The following is a 16,637-nucleotide window of genomic DNA, read 5'->3' on the forward strand; positions in this document are numbered from 1 at the left end:
ACATTGCCCTTGGAAGCAGGCCGCTTTCAGAAGTTCATTCTAATTAATTGGTAGCAAGCGTACCCTGCAACTCTATGATGGCTTTTTCATGCAACACCTCTGTTCTGCCGATAAGTTTTTCAATTTTTGCAGGATCGATATTGTTATTCAAACAATCTATTTCGATCATTTCCATATTCTTATGCATTTCTACTGCACCTATTACAGAGCATGACGATTTCATCTTGTGACAGGCACTTTGCAGGCTTTTCCAGTCCTTTTCCTTGTAAAAGGACCTTATTTGCTCAATAACTTTAGGGGTCTCCTTTACAAAGATATTTATGATATTATTGACCATGGTAGAGTTCTTACCAGAGAGAGCATACAGACTGCTTAGATTGATTACCGGTCCTTCTTCGGGCTCCTCATCAATTGGGGTCTGAGTTTTTTGCCTACTCTGATCTTCCGTGGATTTCTGCCTGTCTTTAAGCAAAGCTTCAATTTTCCTTACAAGCTCATCAACCTGAAAGGGTTTTGAAATATAGCCATCCATTCCGGCATCCAGACATTTTTGCACTTCCGATTTTAAGGCATGTGCTGTAATAGCCATTACTGGTATTTCGGATAGCGGAGGTTCAAACTCTGAACGTATTTTCAGGGTTGCCTGATAACCATCCATCTCTGGCATTTGGATATCCATCAATACAATATCGTAGTTTTTTTTCAGCAGCATTTCCAGCGCTATAATACCATTTTCGGCAATATCCAGATCCCAACCGAGGTCTTGGAAAATAAACCGGGCAAGTTCCTGATTGATTTCATTGTCCTCGGCCATGAGTACCTTAATGTCTTTCAGGTGGTCCATTTCATCTATATTTTTCATAATTTCTTCCGAACCGCCTTCAATTATTTCCGCATCGCTCAATTCAAACGGAAGATCCATGAAGAAGGTAGTACCTTTGCCCACCTCACTTTCGACACCGATACTTCCTCCCTGCAGTTCTACAATATTTTTAACAATTGTCAGGCCAAGACCTGTACCTCCGTATTTACGCGTGGTGTCACTACTGGCTTGGGTAAAACTATCAAAGATGGTTTCCAGCTTGCTTTCTTCTATACCTATGCCTGTATCTTCCACACTGAACCTGATCATAGCCGTATTGTCAGTGGTACTGAGCTCCTTCACTCTCACATGAATGTATCCTTCATTGGTAAATTTCATAGCATTATTAACCAAGTTTACCAATATTTGATTGAGCCTGACAGGATCTCCCAGTAAGTAGAGAGGCACATTTTCTTCAATAGTGAGGTTTAGGGCAATGTCATTTTCGGCTGCCTTATGTTTGAAGAGATTGAGCACACCATCCACAACTTCAGAAAGGTTAAAATCCGTACTCTCCAACTCAAACTTACCGGATTCGATTTTTGAAACATCAAGGATATCATTAATGATCACCAGTAAGTTTTCTCCGGCATGGTGTATCGCTTTAATGTATTTTTGATGATGGATGCTGAAATTTTCCTTGTCCTTCAATAGCAGGTTGGCAAAACCTATAATAGCGTTCATAGGCGTCCGTATTTCATGGCTCATGTTGGCCAGGAATTGCTCCTTCACCCTGCCAGATTCCTCTGCCAGCTTTTTGGCCTCTATTAGCTCCTGCTCTACCTGCTTACGCTTGTTAATATCCTGGGTAGTACCGACAAATTTATCGTAATTACCATCTACCTCGTATTGTATATAGGCATGAACATTTACATGCTTGATAGAATTATCGGGCATAATGGCCCTTAAGTCAAGGTTAAAGATATGGCCTCCTTCCATGCATTTTTGGATTTCGGCCTGTATATCAGCCCTGTCATCCTCATGGAACATGGAGGTTAGGTGGATAAGCTTCGGTTCAAAAAATTCTTCGTCAACTTCGAATATCCTGAACATCTCTTCAGACCAATAAACTACATCGGTCTTAAAGTCATACTCCCAATTCCCTATCTTAGCTATCCTCTGTGCCTCCGAAAGCCTGAGTTCACTGACCTTTCTGGCCTGCTCGGCCACCTCTCGCTCTCTTTCTATTTCTCTTACGAAAGTTGCAGTCTGGATCAGTCGCTTTACACTTACCGGAGTTATCTGATCCTTTACCACATAGTCAGATGCCCCCGCCTTCATCATCTCAACAGCCACTTTTTCATCTCCCTGAGAGGTTATGATAATTACGGGCACTTTAATACCACTGGACCTTATTTTGCGCAATAAGGTAAGACCATCTATACCCGGTAAGAGATAATCCAAAAAGACACAATCATACTTAGTCTCTTTTAAAAGCCTCATGGCTTCATCTCCGTCCGAGCATTCTGTTAAAGCGAAACTAAGGTCCGCTTTTTTCATCGTCCTATTCAGTGAAGCTCTGTCCACATCATCATCATCAATGACCAATACCTGAGTTACGTAGTCCATTATTTAAAGCTGTTCACACAATGTCCAATAATGATTTAAAATTGAAACCGCCTTAACAAACCGCTCAAATGAGAGTGGCTTCAAAATGTATCCGGCTACATTCAGATTATATGCAGCAAACTTATCACTCTCTTCATCGGAAGTAGTCATTACAAAAACACTAATAGTTTTTAAGTCCGGATCCTTTCTAATGGTTTGCAAAAACTCCAACCCTCCCATTTTAGGCATATTCAAATCCAGCAGTATTACTTTTGGCAAAGGGTCAAGCTTTTCAATATCATCGCTTCCCCTTAACTTATTCAGTGCTTCCAGTCCATTTCTTGCTATATGCAACGGGTTTGAAATATGGTTTTTCTTAAATGCACGCTGCACGTTTCTAACATCTACCTCATCGTCTTCCACAAGTAAGATATGTAATAACTGACTTTGCACTGGTATATTAATTTCCATTATCATCAATTAGTTTGGGTATACTAAAAACAAACTTTGTTCCTTTTCCGGGTTCTGACTTCAAAATAATGTTTCCTCCGCGATCCTCAACGATCTTTTTAACAATTGTAAGTCCTATGCCGGTACTTTCCATAGTATCCCTGGCCTGCAGGGTTTGAAATATGACAAATATCTTTTCGTGATACTCAGCTGCAATACCTGGCCCATCATCTTTAACCCAGAATTCATGAAAAGAATTCTTTTCTTTATAACCAACCTCAATATTGCCCAATGATTTATCATGATATTTTATCGCATTGGAAATCAAATTTGAGAATATCTGCTCAAGATTAACCCTAGGAAACCTTATTACCGGAAGTGGCCCCGAGATAGTGATACTAAACCTTTCAGGCACCAGAAGTGAGTCGATTACTTCTGCCACGACTTCATTTGTATCAACCTCAGCATAATCTATCTTTGTACGGCTTATCCTTGAATAGGTGAGAATGCCATTGATCAGGTTTTCCATTCGGTTCACCCTGCTGCGTAAAAGTCGCAGATTTTCTTTTATTTCGTCGTTTTCGATTTCACCAAGATCCTCTTCAATCCATTCAGACAGATTCGTGATAGCCCTTAATGGCGCCTTAAGATCATGGGATATAATATAGGCAAACTGGTTTAGCTCTCTATTGATTTTTTCAAGTTCCTTAGCGTTTTTCTTTATTTTTTGTCTGGCTTGTTTACGGTCGGTTATGTCAAGAGCCAGTCCAATGAATTCACCATCAACCGACCTGCTTGTGAACACGAAGTTTTCAAAATGCTGATCATCTTTAGTACTGTTAAAGTGAAGGTGGTTGTGCCTCTCATCATCATCTGAAATTTTATCTACAAGACTGGCCAGGCCCTCTTCCATGCTCAGTTTTACTATCTTGCTGGACATAAAGGCATCTTTTACCCGGGGATTACCCATTATAATTTGTAATCCCTCATTTACATGAAACTTATAAATAACCACCGGCATACGTAAAGTAACAGCATTCAGTATACTGGTTTTCTCTCTTAACTTCATCTCGCTCTCCTTCTTTTCAGTAATACCGATGGAAATACCATAAGTACCAATGGTTTGGCCATTTATCTCTTGCAAAGGCATTTTAGTTGTTGCCACCCACGTATTATGTCCATCAGGCCATACCTCTTTTTCTTCAACATTTAGCAAAGGTTGTCCTGTTTTTATAATTTTCTGTTCAGCATTGTAGGCATTACGGGCGTGCTTTTCATCAAAAAAATCAAAATCAGATTTACCAATAATATCCTCCGGGGTGGCTACACTAAACTTCTTAATATAGGCTTTATTTACCTTTAAAAACCGACTATCCTTGTCCTTGAAATAAATTAGCCCGGGAAAACTGCTCATTAAGGCATTTAAATAGATGTTTTCATTGTCGCACACATTCATAGTGATGATCTGGTGCAGTGGTAAGCCCTGTTCATCACTGATCATTTTTGACTTACAGGTTACTGATATAGTGCCAGCGGCTTTATTTTTGATATGTAGTGTTACTTGCTCTTTCTTTTTTACATCCGTGTTGGTTTTGTTCAGGTCAAAATACTCCTCAATGTCTTCTCCGTATACATACTCACTAATGCGAGTAGAAATGAGTTGATTCACCGAACAGCCCAACAGTTCGCAAAATGCAATATTAGCGTTAAGAATAACCCCCTCTGTTGAGGCCACCACCATGGGAGATGGTGAATGAGTAAATAACGCTTCATAATTCATCATATTTTTACTCATATAACTATAAGCAGTAGTCAGTTTGTTCAACTCAATTTAAGAAATAAAAGGAACACGGGTTGTACATGCATAACAATGTAGAAAACCTTCATTTTAGTATTTGTTTTTTGCTATAAAGGCAATTACATTACATGGATTCAAGCCCTTGGCCGAAGAAGGCCATAAAGAAGATACAAGTTATTGACCGCAAACACAAGACTCTCCCTGATCACAAAGCATAAGGGTTAATATGGGGATTATAAAAAGAAGACTTATGTTATAAACACATAAATCATTACTCCATGCAAGCGTTACTATTTGCACCCTAATGAGTAAATGTCTCCTAAAAGGTACAAATGTAGGAATGCGTCCGAAATGCTTAAATATTAAAAAGTACTAAGTGATATTCCCTGATTTCAGGAGAAGAATGGCTTCCATTTACTCTCAGGCGATGGTTTAGTCAACAGACTTACCCCAACTAACAGGATCAGTGACGTGGCCAATGCAGGGATAGCTATATAATCGGTATCCATAGGAAAAATCCAGAAGCTCATATCCAGGGATTCCAAAGCCTTATTGATTACCGGTATAATCATACCACCTAAAATAGAAGCTACACCACCCGCAGGAGTAACCCTCTTCCAGAAGAAAGATGCCATCAGCACGGGTGCTATGGAGGCACCAATCATAGTATATGAAATAAAGGCCATCTCCAAGATGGTCTCAAACTGAGATACCAGTACAAAAGCCAAGATACCCAGTACCACAATAGCGATTCGCTGCACTAACAAAAACTTTTCTTCCACTGCCTTGCCAAAGATAGGTTGTAAAAGATCCCTGGTGACATTTGTTGAGCTCACCATTAAAAAGGTATTACCTGTAGATAAGATTATGGCAACACCTGCGGCAAATATCAATGAGCCTGCATAGGCCGGTAGTTGTTCATAACCTATCCTAAGTATAATCTCTTCCGACATCGCCCTGTTAACGGAGCCGTCGCTCAAAAAGAACCTTGGATCGTGAGCATAAATGGCAAACCCTACCACTGCCAATGTACACATCAGCAGCTCAATGATCACAACGCCGGACAACATTCCTATCACGGCTTTTTTGGCTGATTTAGCATCTTTAGCTGATGAGAATTTCTGGTAAATGCTACTTTCGCTAAGCAGGAGCATCAATGTAGGTAATATAACACCGAGGGCCCAGGTAAAATCATGCCCTTCGGTCAACGATAGGTATTCCGGGCGGGTCTGCTCTATGGTATTGACCACCTCGCCCCAGCCTCCGTGAGAGCTGATAGCCAGAGGCACTGCTACAATTACTGCCAGTACCATAATAACGCCATTGAAGATGTCAATACTCACAATGGAAACCATACCGGCAAGTGCTGTAAACGAAATGATGAGCACACAGGTGATCATAGTTCCGGTCTCCGGACCAATGGCTCCTTCGGTAAGGATATTGATGAACCGGCCGCCGCCTTTAAACTGGTAACCCGCAATAACAAGATAAGCTACAATGATGGTAATAGTGCCCAATAGCCGTGCAGCCTTGTTATAGCGAGTCTCCAGCAAGTCTGTAAGTGTATATTTTGAAATGGCACGGATCCGCGCCGCAATGAAGTAGATGATGATAATACCAATCCAGGCCCCCATGGAGAACCATAGCTCCGAAAACCCAGACCGGAAAGTGAGGCCTGCCGTACCAAAAAGACTACCTGACCCTATCCATGTACATACCAGGGTGCCTACCAGCAAATATACAGGCACTCCTCTGCCTGCAACTACAAAGTCGTCCTGGGTTTTAACAGAGCGGCTTTTATAAATAATGATCCCTGTTAAAAAAACGAGGTAGGCAATAGTTACAATTATGTATGTCATAGTGTTCTTATCTTTTTTCCTTCTGCGGCGGCCAAACCAAAGTTCAGGCCACCTGCTTTAAGCTGCGGGCTAAATATAGTGCTAAATTGTGAGATGAGACTATGCAAATTTTAACCGATGGTAGGACAATATTGCTGCACCGGTGGGAAAGAATGGACAAATGGTTAAACTCCCATACCATGTTTGGCAAACACCTTGTACTTATACCGTTAAACCAAACAATCAAAATTTGATTAAGATCATGATTAAAAAAGCAAAGTTATTTATAGTTGCCATGGGCTTTATGGCTTTAATAAGTTGTAACAACAATGCTGAAAGAGACCAGGCAAATGTTGAAAATGAGGAAATAGAAGTACAGGAAGAGGCTTCTGACGAGAAAAAGGTAGAACTTGAAGTAGATGCCGATAACGAAAAAGTAGGTATTGAAACCGAAGATGTTGACATCGACCTTCAGGGTGAAAAAGAAGAAGAAAAGGAAAACAAGAATTAATTGATAAAGCTAGATCCCCCGGAAATCCGGGGGATCTTACTATATTTTGTGTATCTGACTCCACAGTATAATTTTTAGCAAAAATTTGATAAGTGGTTAATCTGACAAGGCCAGAATCTTAAACACAATTCCGTTCAAAACCACACCGTAGCAATCTTATTCACCCCGATCAACATCTCATCCTTCACAATTCTAATATCCGCTTCAGAGGTTCTCCAGTTGACCAGTGCTGCCCTTACTCCTTTTCTTCCATTGTAAACTGTTGGCGTCATAAACACTTTACCACTGTCATTTAGTGCATCGAGAAAAGCCTGGGTGCGGTGCGGATCAAGGCCATCTTTGAGAGTAAAACATACCGTATTTAGCCTCACTGGTGCCAAAAGCTCAAAGAATTCGCTACTGACAATAAAATCGCCTAACTGCCGGGCCAGCCTGATATTCCTTTCCACTATCTCCCGGTATCCCAGCTTTCCATAGGCCTTTAAGGTAAACCATGCAGGCAATGCCCTGAACCTTCTGGAGTTTTCGGGCAGGAAATTGAGGTAATTGAAATTTTCCATAGGATCACCCAGATAGGGAGCATTGGAGTTTTGGAAAGTTTCTACCTGTAGCATCTTGTGCTCTTCCCTAACGAAGAAAAAAGCATTTTCATAAGGCACATTCAGCCATTTGTGAGCATCGATGGTAATGCTGTCCGCATCTTCCCAACCTTTAAGCAAATGAGCATAGTCGGGCGAAAGCGCTGCAAAACCACCAAATGCGGCATCTACATGCCACCAGAAATTATATTTCTTTTTGAGGTTGGCAATAGCCTGCATATCATCAAAATCAACCGTGTTAACAGTGCCGCCGCTCGAGATCAGGATGAAGGGCGTCCCTTCAAGAGTCATTATTTCCTTTTCCAGTTTATTAATATCTATGGCTTCCCGCAAAGGGTCAACCGTATCGATTTTTATTATATTGCTACTGCCCAGCCCCAGCATGGACAAAGCTTTTATGGAAGACGAATGGGGTACTGCAGAAAGTATTTTAAAATTACCACTCACTCCGTTTTTGGCCACATCTATTCCTTTCTCTTTTCCCAGCCATTGCCGTGCTACGCCCAAACAGGTAAAATTAGACATGGTAGCGCCGGTTACAAATCCTCCTAGGTATGCCTCTTTGGGTAAACCGAAAAAGTCGAGGAGCATGTGTATGGCTTCAAACTCAACTATGGCAGAAACATCACCATGACCTTTCGTGGTCTGCGTATTTTGATCATAAATGGTGGCTAGTATATCACCCATTAGTGCCGCCGGGGTCGCTCCTCCGGTTACAAACCCGAAATAGCGGGGTCCTGTAGACGACACCATCAGGTTGCTGTACCGCTTTTTAAATTCTGCAAGGGCAGAGGCTCCTCCCTGGCCTTCCATGAGCAAACCGATCCCCTCAGTATCTTTAACTGATACTGAAGTGGGCAGGTTATCAATATCATTCAAATATAACAGGCCTTCGTCAAGTGCCGCTTCCAGCAGGTTGTTCAGAGTCTTTAAATCATTGTTAAGTGTCGCATCCATAGGTTAATCAAGTTTGAGGGTGGTTGAAAATACAATAACTGCCGTTCCTTTTATTCTGACTTTAGCAGGTTTACCATTCACAATATCTACCATTACTTTCATGCTTCCCGGCCGCTGCATGGCGTTGCCCTGCGTAGCAGTAAACTGAAATGTAGCACCATCAGGTTTTACCAAATGGTGGTGAATAAGGTAAGCCCCCAGAGGGCCATTGGCATTGCCTGTTACCGGGTCTTCCGCTATGCCTATGGCCGGGGCAAACATCCGCCCATAAGTAACATATTCAGGTGAGGTTTGGGTTATGCAAAACACAAAATATCCGTTGCAACTGATCTCCCGGCTCAGTTGTGAAAGCCGGGACAAATCAGGGTTCAACCTATTGGGTGAATGATTGTTGATTATCTGCTTGTTTAGTCCCAATGCCTCAACTATGGCACTCGTGACCAATTCATCGAGAGGCGATTCAAAAACCGGTGAAGCCTGCTCCATGGTGATCTCATATTCACCTTTAACTTCCTGAACATGAATGGGCAAAATACCGACCTGTGTCTTTATTTTGATCGTGCATGTAGGCAAGGCATGTTGCAGTGCATGTACATAAATCGCCGCGATGGTGGCATGTCCGCAAACAGGCACCTCCGCTTGGGGTGTAAAGTACCTGATATGCAGGTCATATTCCTGATCACCTTTCAGTACAAAAGCTGTCTCCGAGTTGTTCAGCTCCCGCGCTATGTCCAGCATTTCCTGGTCGGTGAGCCCGTCAGCCTCAGGCACTACTCCTGCCGGGTTGCCTTTAAACTTCTGGTCTGTAAAGGCATCGACCTGAAATATCTTGACTGTTCTCATTTCATTTATCTTCATTTCGATCTACTGACACAGTTTTGACCCCTGAAACGTAGCCTCTGCCGCCCGCATAGAGCTTCTCAATACCTTGTGCCGTTATTTTCAACCTTACCGTGATCATGCTTGGCGAAGGGGAGTCATGTGCTTTCCCTGAGAGATAACCACCTCTTCTGCCTGCACCGCACCATAGTGATGAAGATAGCAGGCAAGCGGGCCGGCCGCCATGCCGGTGGCAGCTTCTTCCTCAATGCCGTAAAATGGAGCGAACATTCTCGAAGTGGCATGTGCTGCTGAGTCCTCAGAAGGGCTGTAAACATAGAAACCGATAAGCCCGTACTTTTCAGAAAGACTTTCTATGACCTCTTGCCTGGGTGATAAGCTTTTAAGTACATTCTCACTCTTTACAGGCACAATCAGAAAAGAATTGCCTGTGTTCACAATTTCGATATCGAAGCCAGGTAGCAGATCCTGTTTGTCCAAGCCTAATGCTAAAAGGGTGCTTTCCTTATCTTCCGGCAAAACAGGAATATATTTCGGGGCATCCTGCTCCATAAAGGCACTGGCTCCTTCAAAGTAAATCTGCCTTACTCCATCCACTGTTTCTTTCGAGGATGAATCTCCTTTTATTTTTCCCTCCTGTTTCAAATAGGTAAAAGTAGCAATGGTCGCGTGTCCACAATGTGCTATCTGTTTAGTCGGCGTGAAAAAATCCAGCTTATAATCGGCCATGGCAGATGCAGACACAAACGCTGTCTCAGAGAGACCAACCTGCCCGGCTATTTCCAGTTTTTGCTTGGCGGTAAGGCCATCAGCATTTAGTACGACTCCCGCCGGATTGCCGCCATTATTTTGGTATTCAAAAGCATTAATAATGTGTACATCAATATTTTTCATCAGTCGTATAATTTTGTTTTCACCCGATAGACTAAACGGCTTCAAAAAAGACCCGGAAATTTTTAAATATTTTTTCCAGTGTAATCTGTGATCTTCCCTGTTTTGTCAGATTCGACATTTTCACAGCTAAGGATTGAATCTTTAAGCTTTGACCGGAGCCGCTGCACTTTGTTTTTAGCTCCCGAATATGACATGTCAAGAAATGCTGCCAACTCCTTTTGACTGTACCCTTTGAAATAGGTAAGCAACATCACATCTCTGTCGGCCGGGGAAAGCTTGTTGATTTTACTATTGATGCAATTGCTTAGAGAGCTGTACAGGTCGTCATCCATTTCCTGGTCAGGCCAGCTTTCGTTATACACATTGCTTTTCTCAGGCCTCTGCTTAAGGTAATCAGCTATGGTATTTCTGGTAATCTGATAAACCCAGGAGGTCAATTTTCCCGCATTGTTTAACTGATCGATATGGAGATATACTTTGATAAAAACATCTTGCAGGATATCATCCGCGGCAGCATCGCCCTGCACTTTATGAGCTATAAAGCGGTAGAGTTCTCCATGAAGGTCCTCCCAAATATTTTTAATCTCGGTCTTTTCCATGGTTTTGTTAAACGCAGGCTCAATGGTTTTGACTGATAATCAGTATGTTTTTATTTAAATGATTTGATTAGAAAAACTAATACATGCGATTGCATTTTATTATTTGCGTAATATTTACATAAATAATATCTTTGGCCTATGAGCCTCGATCAGGATATTAAATTAGCAGTAGATGCAGTAGTTTTTGGATATACCTCAAAAGAGGGTTTATCCGTGCTGCTGATCAAACGGGATATTCAGCCCTATCAGGGGATGTGGGCATTGCCCGGCGGTTTGGTGAAAAATAATGAATCGCTGGAAGAGGCAGTACAGCGGGAGCTTAAAGAAGAAACCGGCATTTCGATCAACTACCTGGAGCAGCTCTACAGCTTTGGCAACCCTGATCGTGACCCGAGAAACAGGGTGGTTTCGATAACCTATTACGGACTGGTAAAGCCTGACGCATTTGAGCTCCACGCCAGCACCGATGCCAGCGATGTGGCCTGGTTTAATGTAAAGAAACTCCCTCCACTGGCTTTTGACCACAAGCGCATCCTCGATGTAGCCATACAAAGACTCAAGGGCAAGATCACTTACGAACCCATTGGCTTTGAATTGCTTGAAAAGAAATTTCCTTTCTCAGAACTTGAAAAGCTCTACCGGACAGTACTCGACCGATCTGTAGACCGGAGAAACTTCAAAAAGAAAATCTTAAAATTCGGCTTCCTCGAAGAAACGGACGAAAAACAAAACATGACCGGCGCCGGCCGCCCCGGGAATCTGTTCCGATTCAATGAGAAGAAATATTTCGAGCTGAAGAAAAAGGGGATAACTTTTGAGATTTAAGAATTTTCTGAAGGCTGCCTACCACCTTCCACATCATTTCCTGAATTTTCACAGCGTAACGGAAACCTCCGGAATCTCCATTGTTTCTATTTCCCAGCGGATGTCTCTCTCGAAGACGACATCGCCACATTTTAGCTGTATACATTCGGGTGTCCAGTCTAAGGTGATGACACTGTCCTGATCCGGGGGATCCTGAATATTTTCCATAAAGTTTGCTATTTGTTTTGGAAGTACGAGATGGAAAATTTCAGGATGACGATTACAATCTATTCATCAGCCATAACGATCCCCTCTCTTGTTGGGCGTTTTTATCAACAACTCTATGTTATGCAAGATAGCTTCGTTGGCATTCCATAGCTTCAGTTAAGCTTTACTAATCTTGAAAAGCTGAGTAAAACAGGTGACGTCAGGTACCAATCCCCCGGTGCTGGCCCCTGACAGGCACACTTTCTAAGCCTTTATTTAATGTGAAAGACATTCTCATCTAAAAAATATTTCCGCATTAATCACTGATTATCAAATGGTTAATCATGAATATCAATAAAATGTGTAAATTTTACGTAAATTATTTTGCGTTATAATTACACATATTTATATTTGTGTAACATTAACGCAAAAAGAAATGGAAACAGGAGTTATAATAGCACGGTTTCAGACACCATACCTTCACGAGGGGCATATTGACCTCATCCAAAAGGTGAAAGCAAATCACAACAAGCTCATCATTGTGCTGGGTATCAGCCCGGTACCTGGGCGAAAAAACCCTTACGATTACTACACCAGGGAGAAGATGATCAAAAAGGAATATAACGATGTGGTGGTACTGCCTTTGAGCGATCACCCCAGCGATGTGGTATGGTCTGAAAACCTGGATAACCTGTTAAGCAGTGTGTTCCCTACGGAACAATTTAAATTGTACGGCAGCCGCGACAGCTTCATACCCTACTACACCGGCAGGTTTGAGACTGTTGACCTTCCAGAGCATGGCGACTATAACGCCACTGAGCTTAGAAAGAAATACCAGGATCAGATCTTTGATTCCAGGGATTTCAGGGCCGGGATCCTTTATGCATACCACAACCAGTTCAAGAAAGTATACCCTACTGTAGATGTGGCCGTATTCAGGAACAACAAGCAGGAGATATTGCTGGGCAGAAAGGCCAACAGCAGCAAATGGAGACTTGTAGGTGGCTTTGCCGATCCGGAAGATGAAAACTATGAGGTATCTGCCCGACGTGAGTTGATCGAAGAGTGCGGACAGATTGAAGTGGGCGACATGACTTATGAGACTTCTATGAAAATAGATGACTGGAGATACCGAAGTGATACGGATAAGATTATAACCCTGCTCTTCAGCTGCGATCTTCAGTATGGTACGCCCACAGCGCATGATGACATCGCCGAAGTAAAATGGTTCAAACTTGAAGGAATAGAAAACCTCATCACCTGTGGACAATTCAGCAATGAACATACAGGGCTGATCAGGTTCCTAACCAACAGATACGCAGCAGTTTTAAATTAATTAAAGTTTTACCACAAACATTTATAGCTATGAAACGCAATAACTTAATCCTCCTCGCAGATGCTTACAAGTATTCTCACCACAAACTGTACTACCCGGGTACTACCAAAGTATACAGCTACCTCGAAAGCCGCGGTGGTAAATTTGACAATACTGTTTTCTATGGCCTGCAGTACTTCATTAAAGAATATCTGGAAGGCAAAGCTTTCACTCAGGAAGACCTTGACCAGGCTGAGCCATTTTTGAAACAGGTTTTCGGACGGGACGATGTGTTTGACAAAAGCAAGTTCCAATACATCCTGGACAAGTATGACGGCAAGCTCCCTGTTAAGATCAAGGCTGTACCGGAAGGAACTGCAGTGCCCACTCAAAATGTGCTGATGACCATAGAAAATACCGATCCTGAGTGCTTTTGGTTAACCAACTTTCTGGAGACTTTGCTTATGCAGATCTGGTACCCTACCACGGTTGCTACGCTAAGCAGAGAGGTAAAAAAGGTGGTAACCCAATACTTTGAGGAAACCGCTGCCGAAGGGGCTGAAGCAGGTATCGAGTTTGTGCTTAACGACTTCGGGTTCCGCGGCGTGAGCAGTGTGGAAAGTGCAGGCCTTGGCGGAAGCGCTCACCTGATCAACTTTCAGGGCAGCGATACCCTGGCAGGATCTGTACTGGCGCAGCAGTACTACAACACCAGCGAAGTGTATGGCAAAAGCATACCTGCAACAGAACACAGTATATGCACACTTTTAGGTAAAGATGGTGAACTTGATGTATTTAAACACGTACTCAACACTTTCCCTACCGGCCTGGTGGCTTGTGTATCTGACAGCTACAACATTTTCAAAGCCTGTGAAGAGTATTGGGGAGAAAACCTGAAAGCCCAGGTACTCGACAGAGAGGGTGTACTGGTTATACGCCCCGACAGTGGCGATCCTGTAATGACTTTGCTCAGTGTATTCAACATACTTTTTGACAAATTCGGTTACACGGTCAATGAAAAAGGTTATAAAGTATTGCCTCCACAAGTGCGTGTCATTCAGGGTGATGGTGTAAATTATGACGCCATTAAGGACATGTACCGAGCCTTGAAGGCCAATGGCATCAGCGCTGAAAACCTGGTGTTGGGCATGGGCGGGGCACTGCTACAAAAAGTTGACCGCGATACGCAAAAGTTTGCCTTGAAATGCAGCTATGCCCAGGTCAACGGTAAAGATGTGGTAGTACAAAAAAGCCCTACCGAAATGGATGCCGAGGGCAACATTACCGGAAGCTTTAAGAAAAGTAAAGGCGGAAGGCTGAAGCTGATCAGGGTGGATGAAACCTATGAAACGGTACTGGAACATGACTTTCCTAAGCTGAAAGATGAGATGGTGACAATTTTTGAGAATGGTAAACTCATTCAGGAATGGACTTTTGAAGCGTTGCGAGACAAAGCAAAGATTAATATAAACGAAAAACAATTAGTAGGATGATAACGAGAGCGATCAAAAAGGCATTTGCACAAGCCAAAGAAAAAAACTGGGACAAAACCTTCTGGGCCTTCGATATTCATGAAACGATCATAAAGCCCAACTGGTCAGAGCATAAGATCCCCACCGAGTTTTACCCTCTGGCTAAAGAAGCTTTGCAATTGATCAGCAAGAGAAAAGATGTGAGCAGGATCCTTTTTACCTGCTCACACCCTAATGAGATTGAAAAGTATCTGGCCTTTTTCAGGGAGCATGACATTCATTTCGACCATGTAAACGGTAATCCTGAGATTATCAGCAAAAAATACGGCTACTATGAAAAGAAGCCTTATTTCAACGTACTATTTGAAGATAAAGCAGGCTTCGATCCCTATGAAGATTGGGAGGAAGTCATAAAACTGGTAAAAGAATGACAGAAGAAAAATTCACATATTTCTGGAGAACAGCTTCTCCATTTAGTAACTGGCACCCCTGCACTTTTGAGATTGATGGCATCACTTTCAACAGCAGCGAGCAGCACATGATGTATCATAAAGCATTGCTATTCGGTGACCAGGAAACAGCCACGGAAATTTTGAAAGCCAAATCACCGGGTAAGCAAAAGGCCCTCGGCAGGAAGGTCAAAAACTTTGATCAGCAGGTTTGGGAGGAGCAATGCAAAAGTATTGTTTACGCCGGTAACAAGGCCAAATTTACCCAAAATGAAAACCTGCTGAAAAGGTTATTGAAAACGGAAGACACCACCATCGTAGAAGCCAGCCCGGTAGACCCCATCTGGGGAATAGGTCTGACGGAGGACGACCCCAGGGCAAAGTCGCGCCATACATGGCTCGGTAAAAACCTGCTTGGGGAGATCCTCACCGAGCTACGTGAAGAACTGTTACTTAATAATTCACTTAAATCTTAATGCCATGTTTGGTATAAAATATATAAAATTCGACTCGATGACCTATGTCATCAAATACAAAAATGGTAAAATCGCCAATGAAGGCAGAGGGCTATCTTTCTTCTATTTCGCTCCAAACACCTCTATTACGGCGATTCCGATGGGAAGTAGTGATGTGAATTTCATTTTCACAGAAACTACGTCAGATTTTCAGCAAACAACCATTCAAGGTCAGATTACTTATAAAATTAAAGACCCGAAGCAATTGGCCGACCTGCTAGACTTTACAGTAAATGAAAAAGGCGACTTTAAAACCGATGATCATGAGAAACTCAATGCGAGGATCATCAATGAGGCACAAACTGCCACAGCAACTTTTATCAGAAAAACCGGCTTAAGGGAAGCTATCAATAGCTCTTCTGCTCTTGAAAACACAATCAGCAGTGGCTTGAAGGCTTCTGCAACGATAGCTTCATTGGGTATAGAGCCTTTAAGTGTCAATATACTGGCCGTAAAAGCTACACCGGAAACCAGCAGGGCTTTGGAAGCAAAGGCAAGAGAAGAATTGTTGAAAGAGGCTGATCTGGCTATTTATGAACGAAGGAATTTTTCCGTGGAGCAGGAAAGAAAGATCAAGCAAAGTGAACTGAATACGGAAATTGCCATAGAGCAAAAGAAGAAGGAGATCGCAGAAACTCAAATGGAGCGTGAGGTTGCTGAAGCACAAAACCAGCGAAAGATCAGGGAAATGAGAGTTGAGGCTGATATTTCCGTGGAGTCTAAAAAGCAGGACTATATAGACATGAAGGTGAGCAATGAGAAGAAAACGGCTGATGCCAAAGGCTATGCCATAGAAGCGATGATCAAGCCTTACAGAAATATGGATTGGAGGCTGCTGACGGCGATGTCTCAAAAATCAGATGCCGGGTCAAACATAGCGCTGGCTTTCAGGGAATTGGCTGATAATGCAGGTAAGATCAGCAACCTGAATATTAGCCCTGACCTGCTCGACAGTTTGTTGAAACATTCAAAATAGTAC

General features: G+C 42.6%; 15 protein-coding genes. 7 read left to right on the forward strand and 8 right to left on the reverse strand.

Going from position 1 to position 16,637, the window contains the following annotated elements:
- Positions 1–43: 43 nt before the first annotated feature.
- From LVD17_RS05445 to LVD17_RS05460, 4 genes are all read right to left on the reverse strand, one after another.
- The gene (locus LVD17_RS05445) at positions 44–2,431 is read right to left on the reverse strand and encodes a hybrid sensor histidine kinase/response regulator (RefSeq protein WP_233765277.1); all 2,388 of its coding nucleotides are present in this window, start codon (positions 2,429–2,431) and stop codon (positions 44–46) included.
- 3 nt (positions 2,432–2,434) lie between these two features.
- Positions 2,435–2,881, reverse strand: coding sequence for a response regulator (locus tag LVD17_RS05450; protein ID WP_233765279.1), 447 nt, complete (start codon positions 2,879–2,881; stop codon positions 2,435–2,437).
- Complete coding sequence (locus LVD17_RS05455; protein WP_233765281.1) at positions 2,871–4,643, reverse strand: ATP-binding protein; 1,773 nt, start codon at positions 4,641–4,643, stop codon at positions 2,871–2,873. Before LVD17_RS05455 ends, LVD17_RS05450 begins: the two co-directional genes overlap by 11 nt.
- Before the next feature lie 407 nt (positions 4,644–5,050).
- Positions 5,051–6,517 (reverse strand): sodium:solute symporter family protein, encoded by a 1,467-nt coding sequence (locus tag LVD17_RS05460; protein ID WP_233765282.1) that lies wholly within the window; start codon positions 6,515–6,517, stop codon positions 5,051–5,053.
- Positions 6,518–6,758: 241 nt separating this feature from the next.
- Between LVD17_RS05460 and LVD17_RS05465 the strand changes: the two genes are divergently transcribed.
- Positions 6,759–7,007 carry a hypothetical protein gene (locus LVD17_RS05465; RefSeq protein ID WP_233765283.1) on the forward strand — a complete coding sequence of 83 codons (249 nt, stop codon included), beginning with the start codon at positions 6,759–6,761 and terminating at the stop codon, positions 7,005–7,007.
- Between the two features lie 134 nt (positions 7,008–7,141).
- Here LVD17_RS05465 and LVD17_RS05470 read toward each other — a convergent pair whose 3' ends face one another.
- The 4 genes from LVD17_RS05470 to LVD17_RS05485 form a co-directional block, all read right to left on the reverse strand.
- Positions 7,142–8,563 (reverse strand): pyridoxal phosphate-dependent decarboxylase family protein, encoded by a 1,422-nt coding sequence (locus tag LVD17_RS05470; RefSeq protein WP_233765284.1) that lies wholly within the window; start codon positions 8,561–8,563, stop codon positions 7,142–7,144.
- A 3-nt stretch (positions 8,564–8,566) separates the two neighbouring features.
- Positions 8,567–9,406, reverse strand: a complete 840-nt coding sequence (locus tag LVD17_RS05475; protein ID WP_233765286.1) for a PhzF family phenazine biosynthesis isomerase — start codon at positions 9,404–9,406, stop codon at positions 8,567–8,569.
- Positions 9,407–9,520: 114 nt separating this feature from the next.
- On the reverse strand, positions 9,521–10,297 hold the full coding sequence (locus tag LVD17_RS05480) for a PhzF family phenazine biosynthesis protein (protein WP_233765288.1): 777 nt from the start codon (positions 10,295–10,297) through the stop codon (positions 9,521–9,523).
- A gap of 62 nt (positions 10,298–10,359) precedes the next feature.
- Positions 10,360–10,896, reverse strand: coding sequence for a sigma-70 family RNA polymerase sigma factor (locus LVD17_RS05485; protein WP_233765290.1), 537 nt, complete (start codon positions 10,894–10,896; stop codon positions 10,360–10,362).
- A gap of 138 nt (positions 10,897–11,034) precedes the next feature.
- Between LVD17_RS05485 and LVD17_RS05490 the strand changes: the two genes are divergently transcribed.
- From LVD17_RS05490 to LVD17_RS05515, 6 genes are all read left to right on the forward strand, one after another.
- A complete protein-coding gene (locus LVD17_RS05490; RefSeq protein WP_233765292.1) occupies positions 11,035–11,721 on the forward strand; it encodes an NUDIX hydrolase in 687 nt (228 codons plus the stop codon).
- 622 nt (positions 11,722–12,343) lie between these two features.
- A complete protein-coding gene (locus LVD17_RS05495) occupies positions 12,344–13,243 on the forward strand; it encodes an NUDIX domain-containing protein (protein WP_233765294.1) in 900 nt (299 codons plus the stop codon).
- A gap of 29 nt (positions 13,244–13,272) precedes the next feature.
- Positions 13,273–14,715 carry a nicotinate phosphoribosyltransferase gene (locus LVD17_RS05500; RefSeq protein ID WP_233765296.1) on the forward strand — a complete coding sequence of 481 codons (1,443 nt, stop codon included), beginning with the start codon at positions 13,273–13,275 and terminating at the stop codon, positions 14,713–14,715.
- Entirely contained in the window at positions 14,712–15,125 is a 414-nt protein-coding gene (locus LVD17_RS05505) for a hypothetical protein (protein ID WP_155175451.1), read from the forward strand. Before LVD17_RS05500 ends, LVD17_RS05505 begins: the two co-directional genes overlap by 4 nt.
- Positions 15,122–15,619, forward strand: coding sequence for a riboflavin biosynthesis intermediates N-glycosidase (gene ybiA, locus LVD17_RS05510; protein ID WP_233765297.1), 498 nt, complete (start codon positions 15,122–15,124; stop codon positions 15,617–15,619). The genes LVD17_RS05505 and ybiA overlap by 4 nt, the downstream gene beginning before the upstream one ends.
- Positions 15,620–15,623: 4 nt before the next feature.
- Positions 15,624–16,634, forward strand: coding sequence for an SPFH domain-containing protein (locus LVD17_RS05515; protein WP_233765299.1), 1,011 nt, complete (start codon positions 15,624–15,626; stop codon positions 16,632–16,634).
- Positions 16,635–16,637 lie beyond the last annotated feature (3 nt).

It is taken from the genome of Fulvivirga ulvae (genome assembly GCF_021389975.1).
GTDB lineage: Bacteria > Bacteroidota > Bacteroidia > Cytophagales > Cyclobacteriaceae > Fulvivirga > Fulvivirga ulvae.

Bases quoted from the DNA above. Each gene is read 5' to 3' on its own strand.
- LVD17_RS05475 (WP_233765286.1), bottom strand. From the start codon at position 9,406: ATGAGAACAGTCAAGATATTTCAGGTCGATGCCTTTACAGACCAGAAG.
- LVD17_RS05455 (WP_233765281.1), bottom strand. From the start codon at position 4,643: ATGATGAATTATGAAGCGTTATTTACTCATTCACCATCTCCCATGGTG.
- LVD17_RS05450 (WP_233765279.1), bottom strand. From the start codon at position 2,881: ATGGAAATTAATATACCAGTGCAAAGTCAGTTATTACATATCTTACTT.
- LVD17_RS05490 (WP_233765292.1), top strand. From the start codon at position 11,035: ATGAGCCTCGATCAGGATATTAAATTAGCAGTAGATGCAGTAGTTTTT.
- ybiA (WP_233765297.1), top strand. From the start codon at position 15,122: ATGACAGAAGAAAAATTCACATATTTCTGGAGAACAGCTTCTCCATTT.
- LVD17_RS05480 (WP_233765288.1), bottom strand. From the start codon at position 10,297: ATGAAAAATATTGATGTACACATTATTAATGCTTTTGAATACCAAAAT.
- LVD17_RS05500 (WP_233765296.1), top strand. From the start codon at position 13,273: ATGAAACGCAATAACTTAATCCTCCTCGCAGATGCTTACAAGTATTCT.
- LVD17_RS05505 (WP_155175451.1), top strand. From the start codon at position 14,712: ATGATAACGAGAGCGATCAAAAAGGCATTTGCACAAGCCAAAGAAAAA.
- LVD17_RS05460 (WP_233765282.1), bottom strand. From the start codon at position 6,517: ATGACATACATAATTGTAACTATTGCCTACCTCGTTTTTTTAACAGGG.
- LVD17_RS05515 (WP_233765299.1), top strand. From the start codon at position 15,624: ATGTTTGGTATAAAATATATAAAATTCGACTCGATGACCTATGTCATC.
- LVD17_RS05445 (WP_233765277.1), bottom strand. From the start codon at position 2,431: ATGGACTACGTAACTCAGGTATTGGTCATTGATGATGATGATGTGGAC.
- LVD17_RS05470 (WP_233765284.1), bottom strand. From the start codon at position 8,563: ATGGATGCGACACTTAACAATGATTTAAAGACTCTGAACAACCTGCTG.
- LVD17_RS05485 (WP_233765290.1), bottom strand. From the start codon at position 10,896: ATGGAAAAGACCGAGATTAAAAATATTTGGGAGGACCTTCATGGAGAA.
- LVD17_RS05465 (WP_233765283.1), top strand. From the start codon at position 6,759: ATGATTAAAAAAGCAAAGTTATTTATAGTTGCCATGGGCTTTATGGCT.
- LVD17_RS05495 (WP_233765294.1), top strand. From the start codon at position 12,344: ATGGAAACAGGAGTTATAATAGCACGGTTTCAGACACCATACCTTCAC.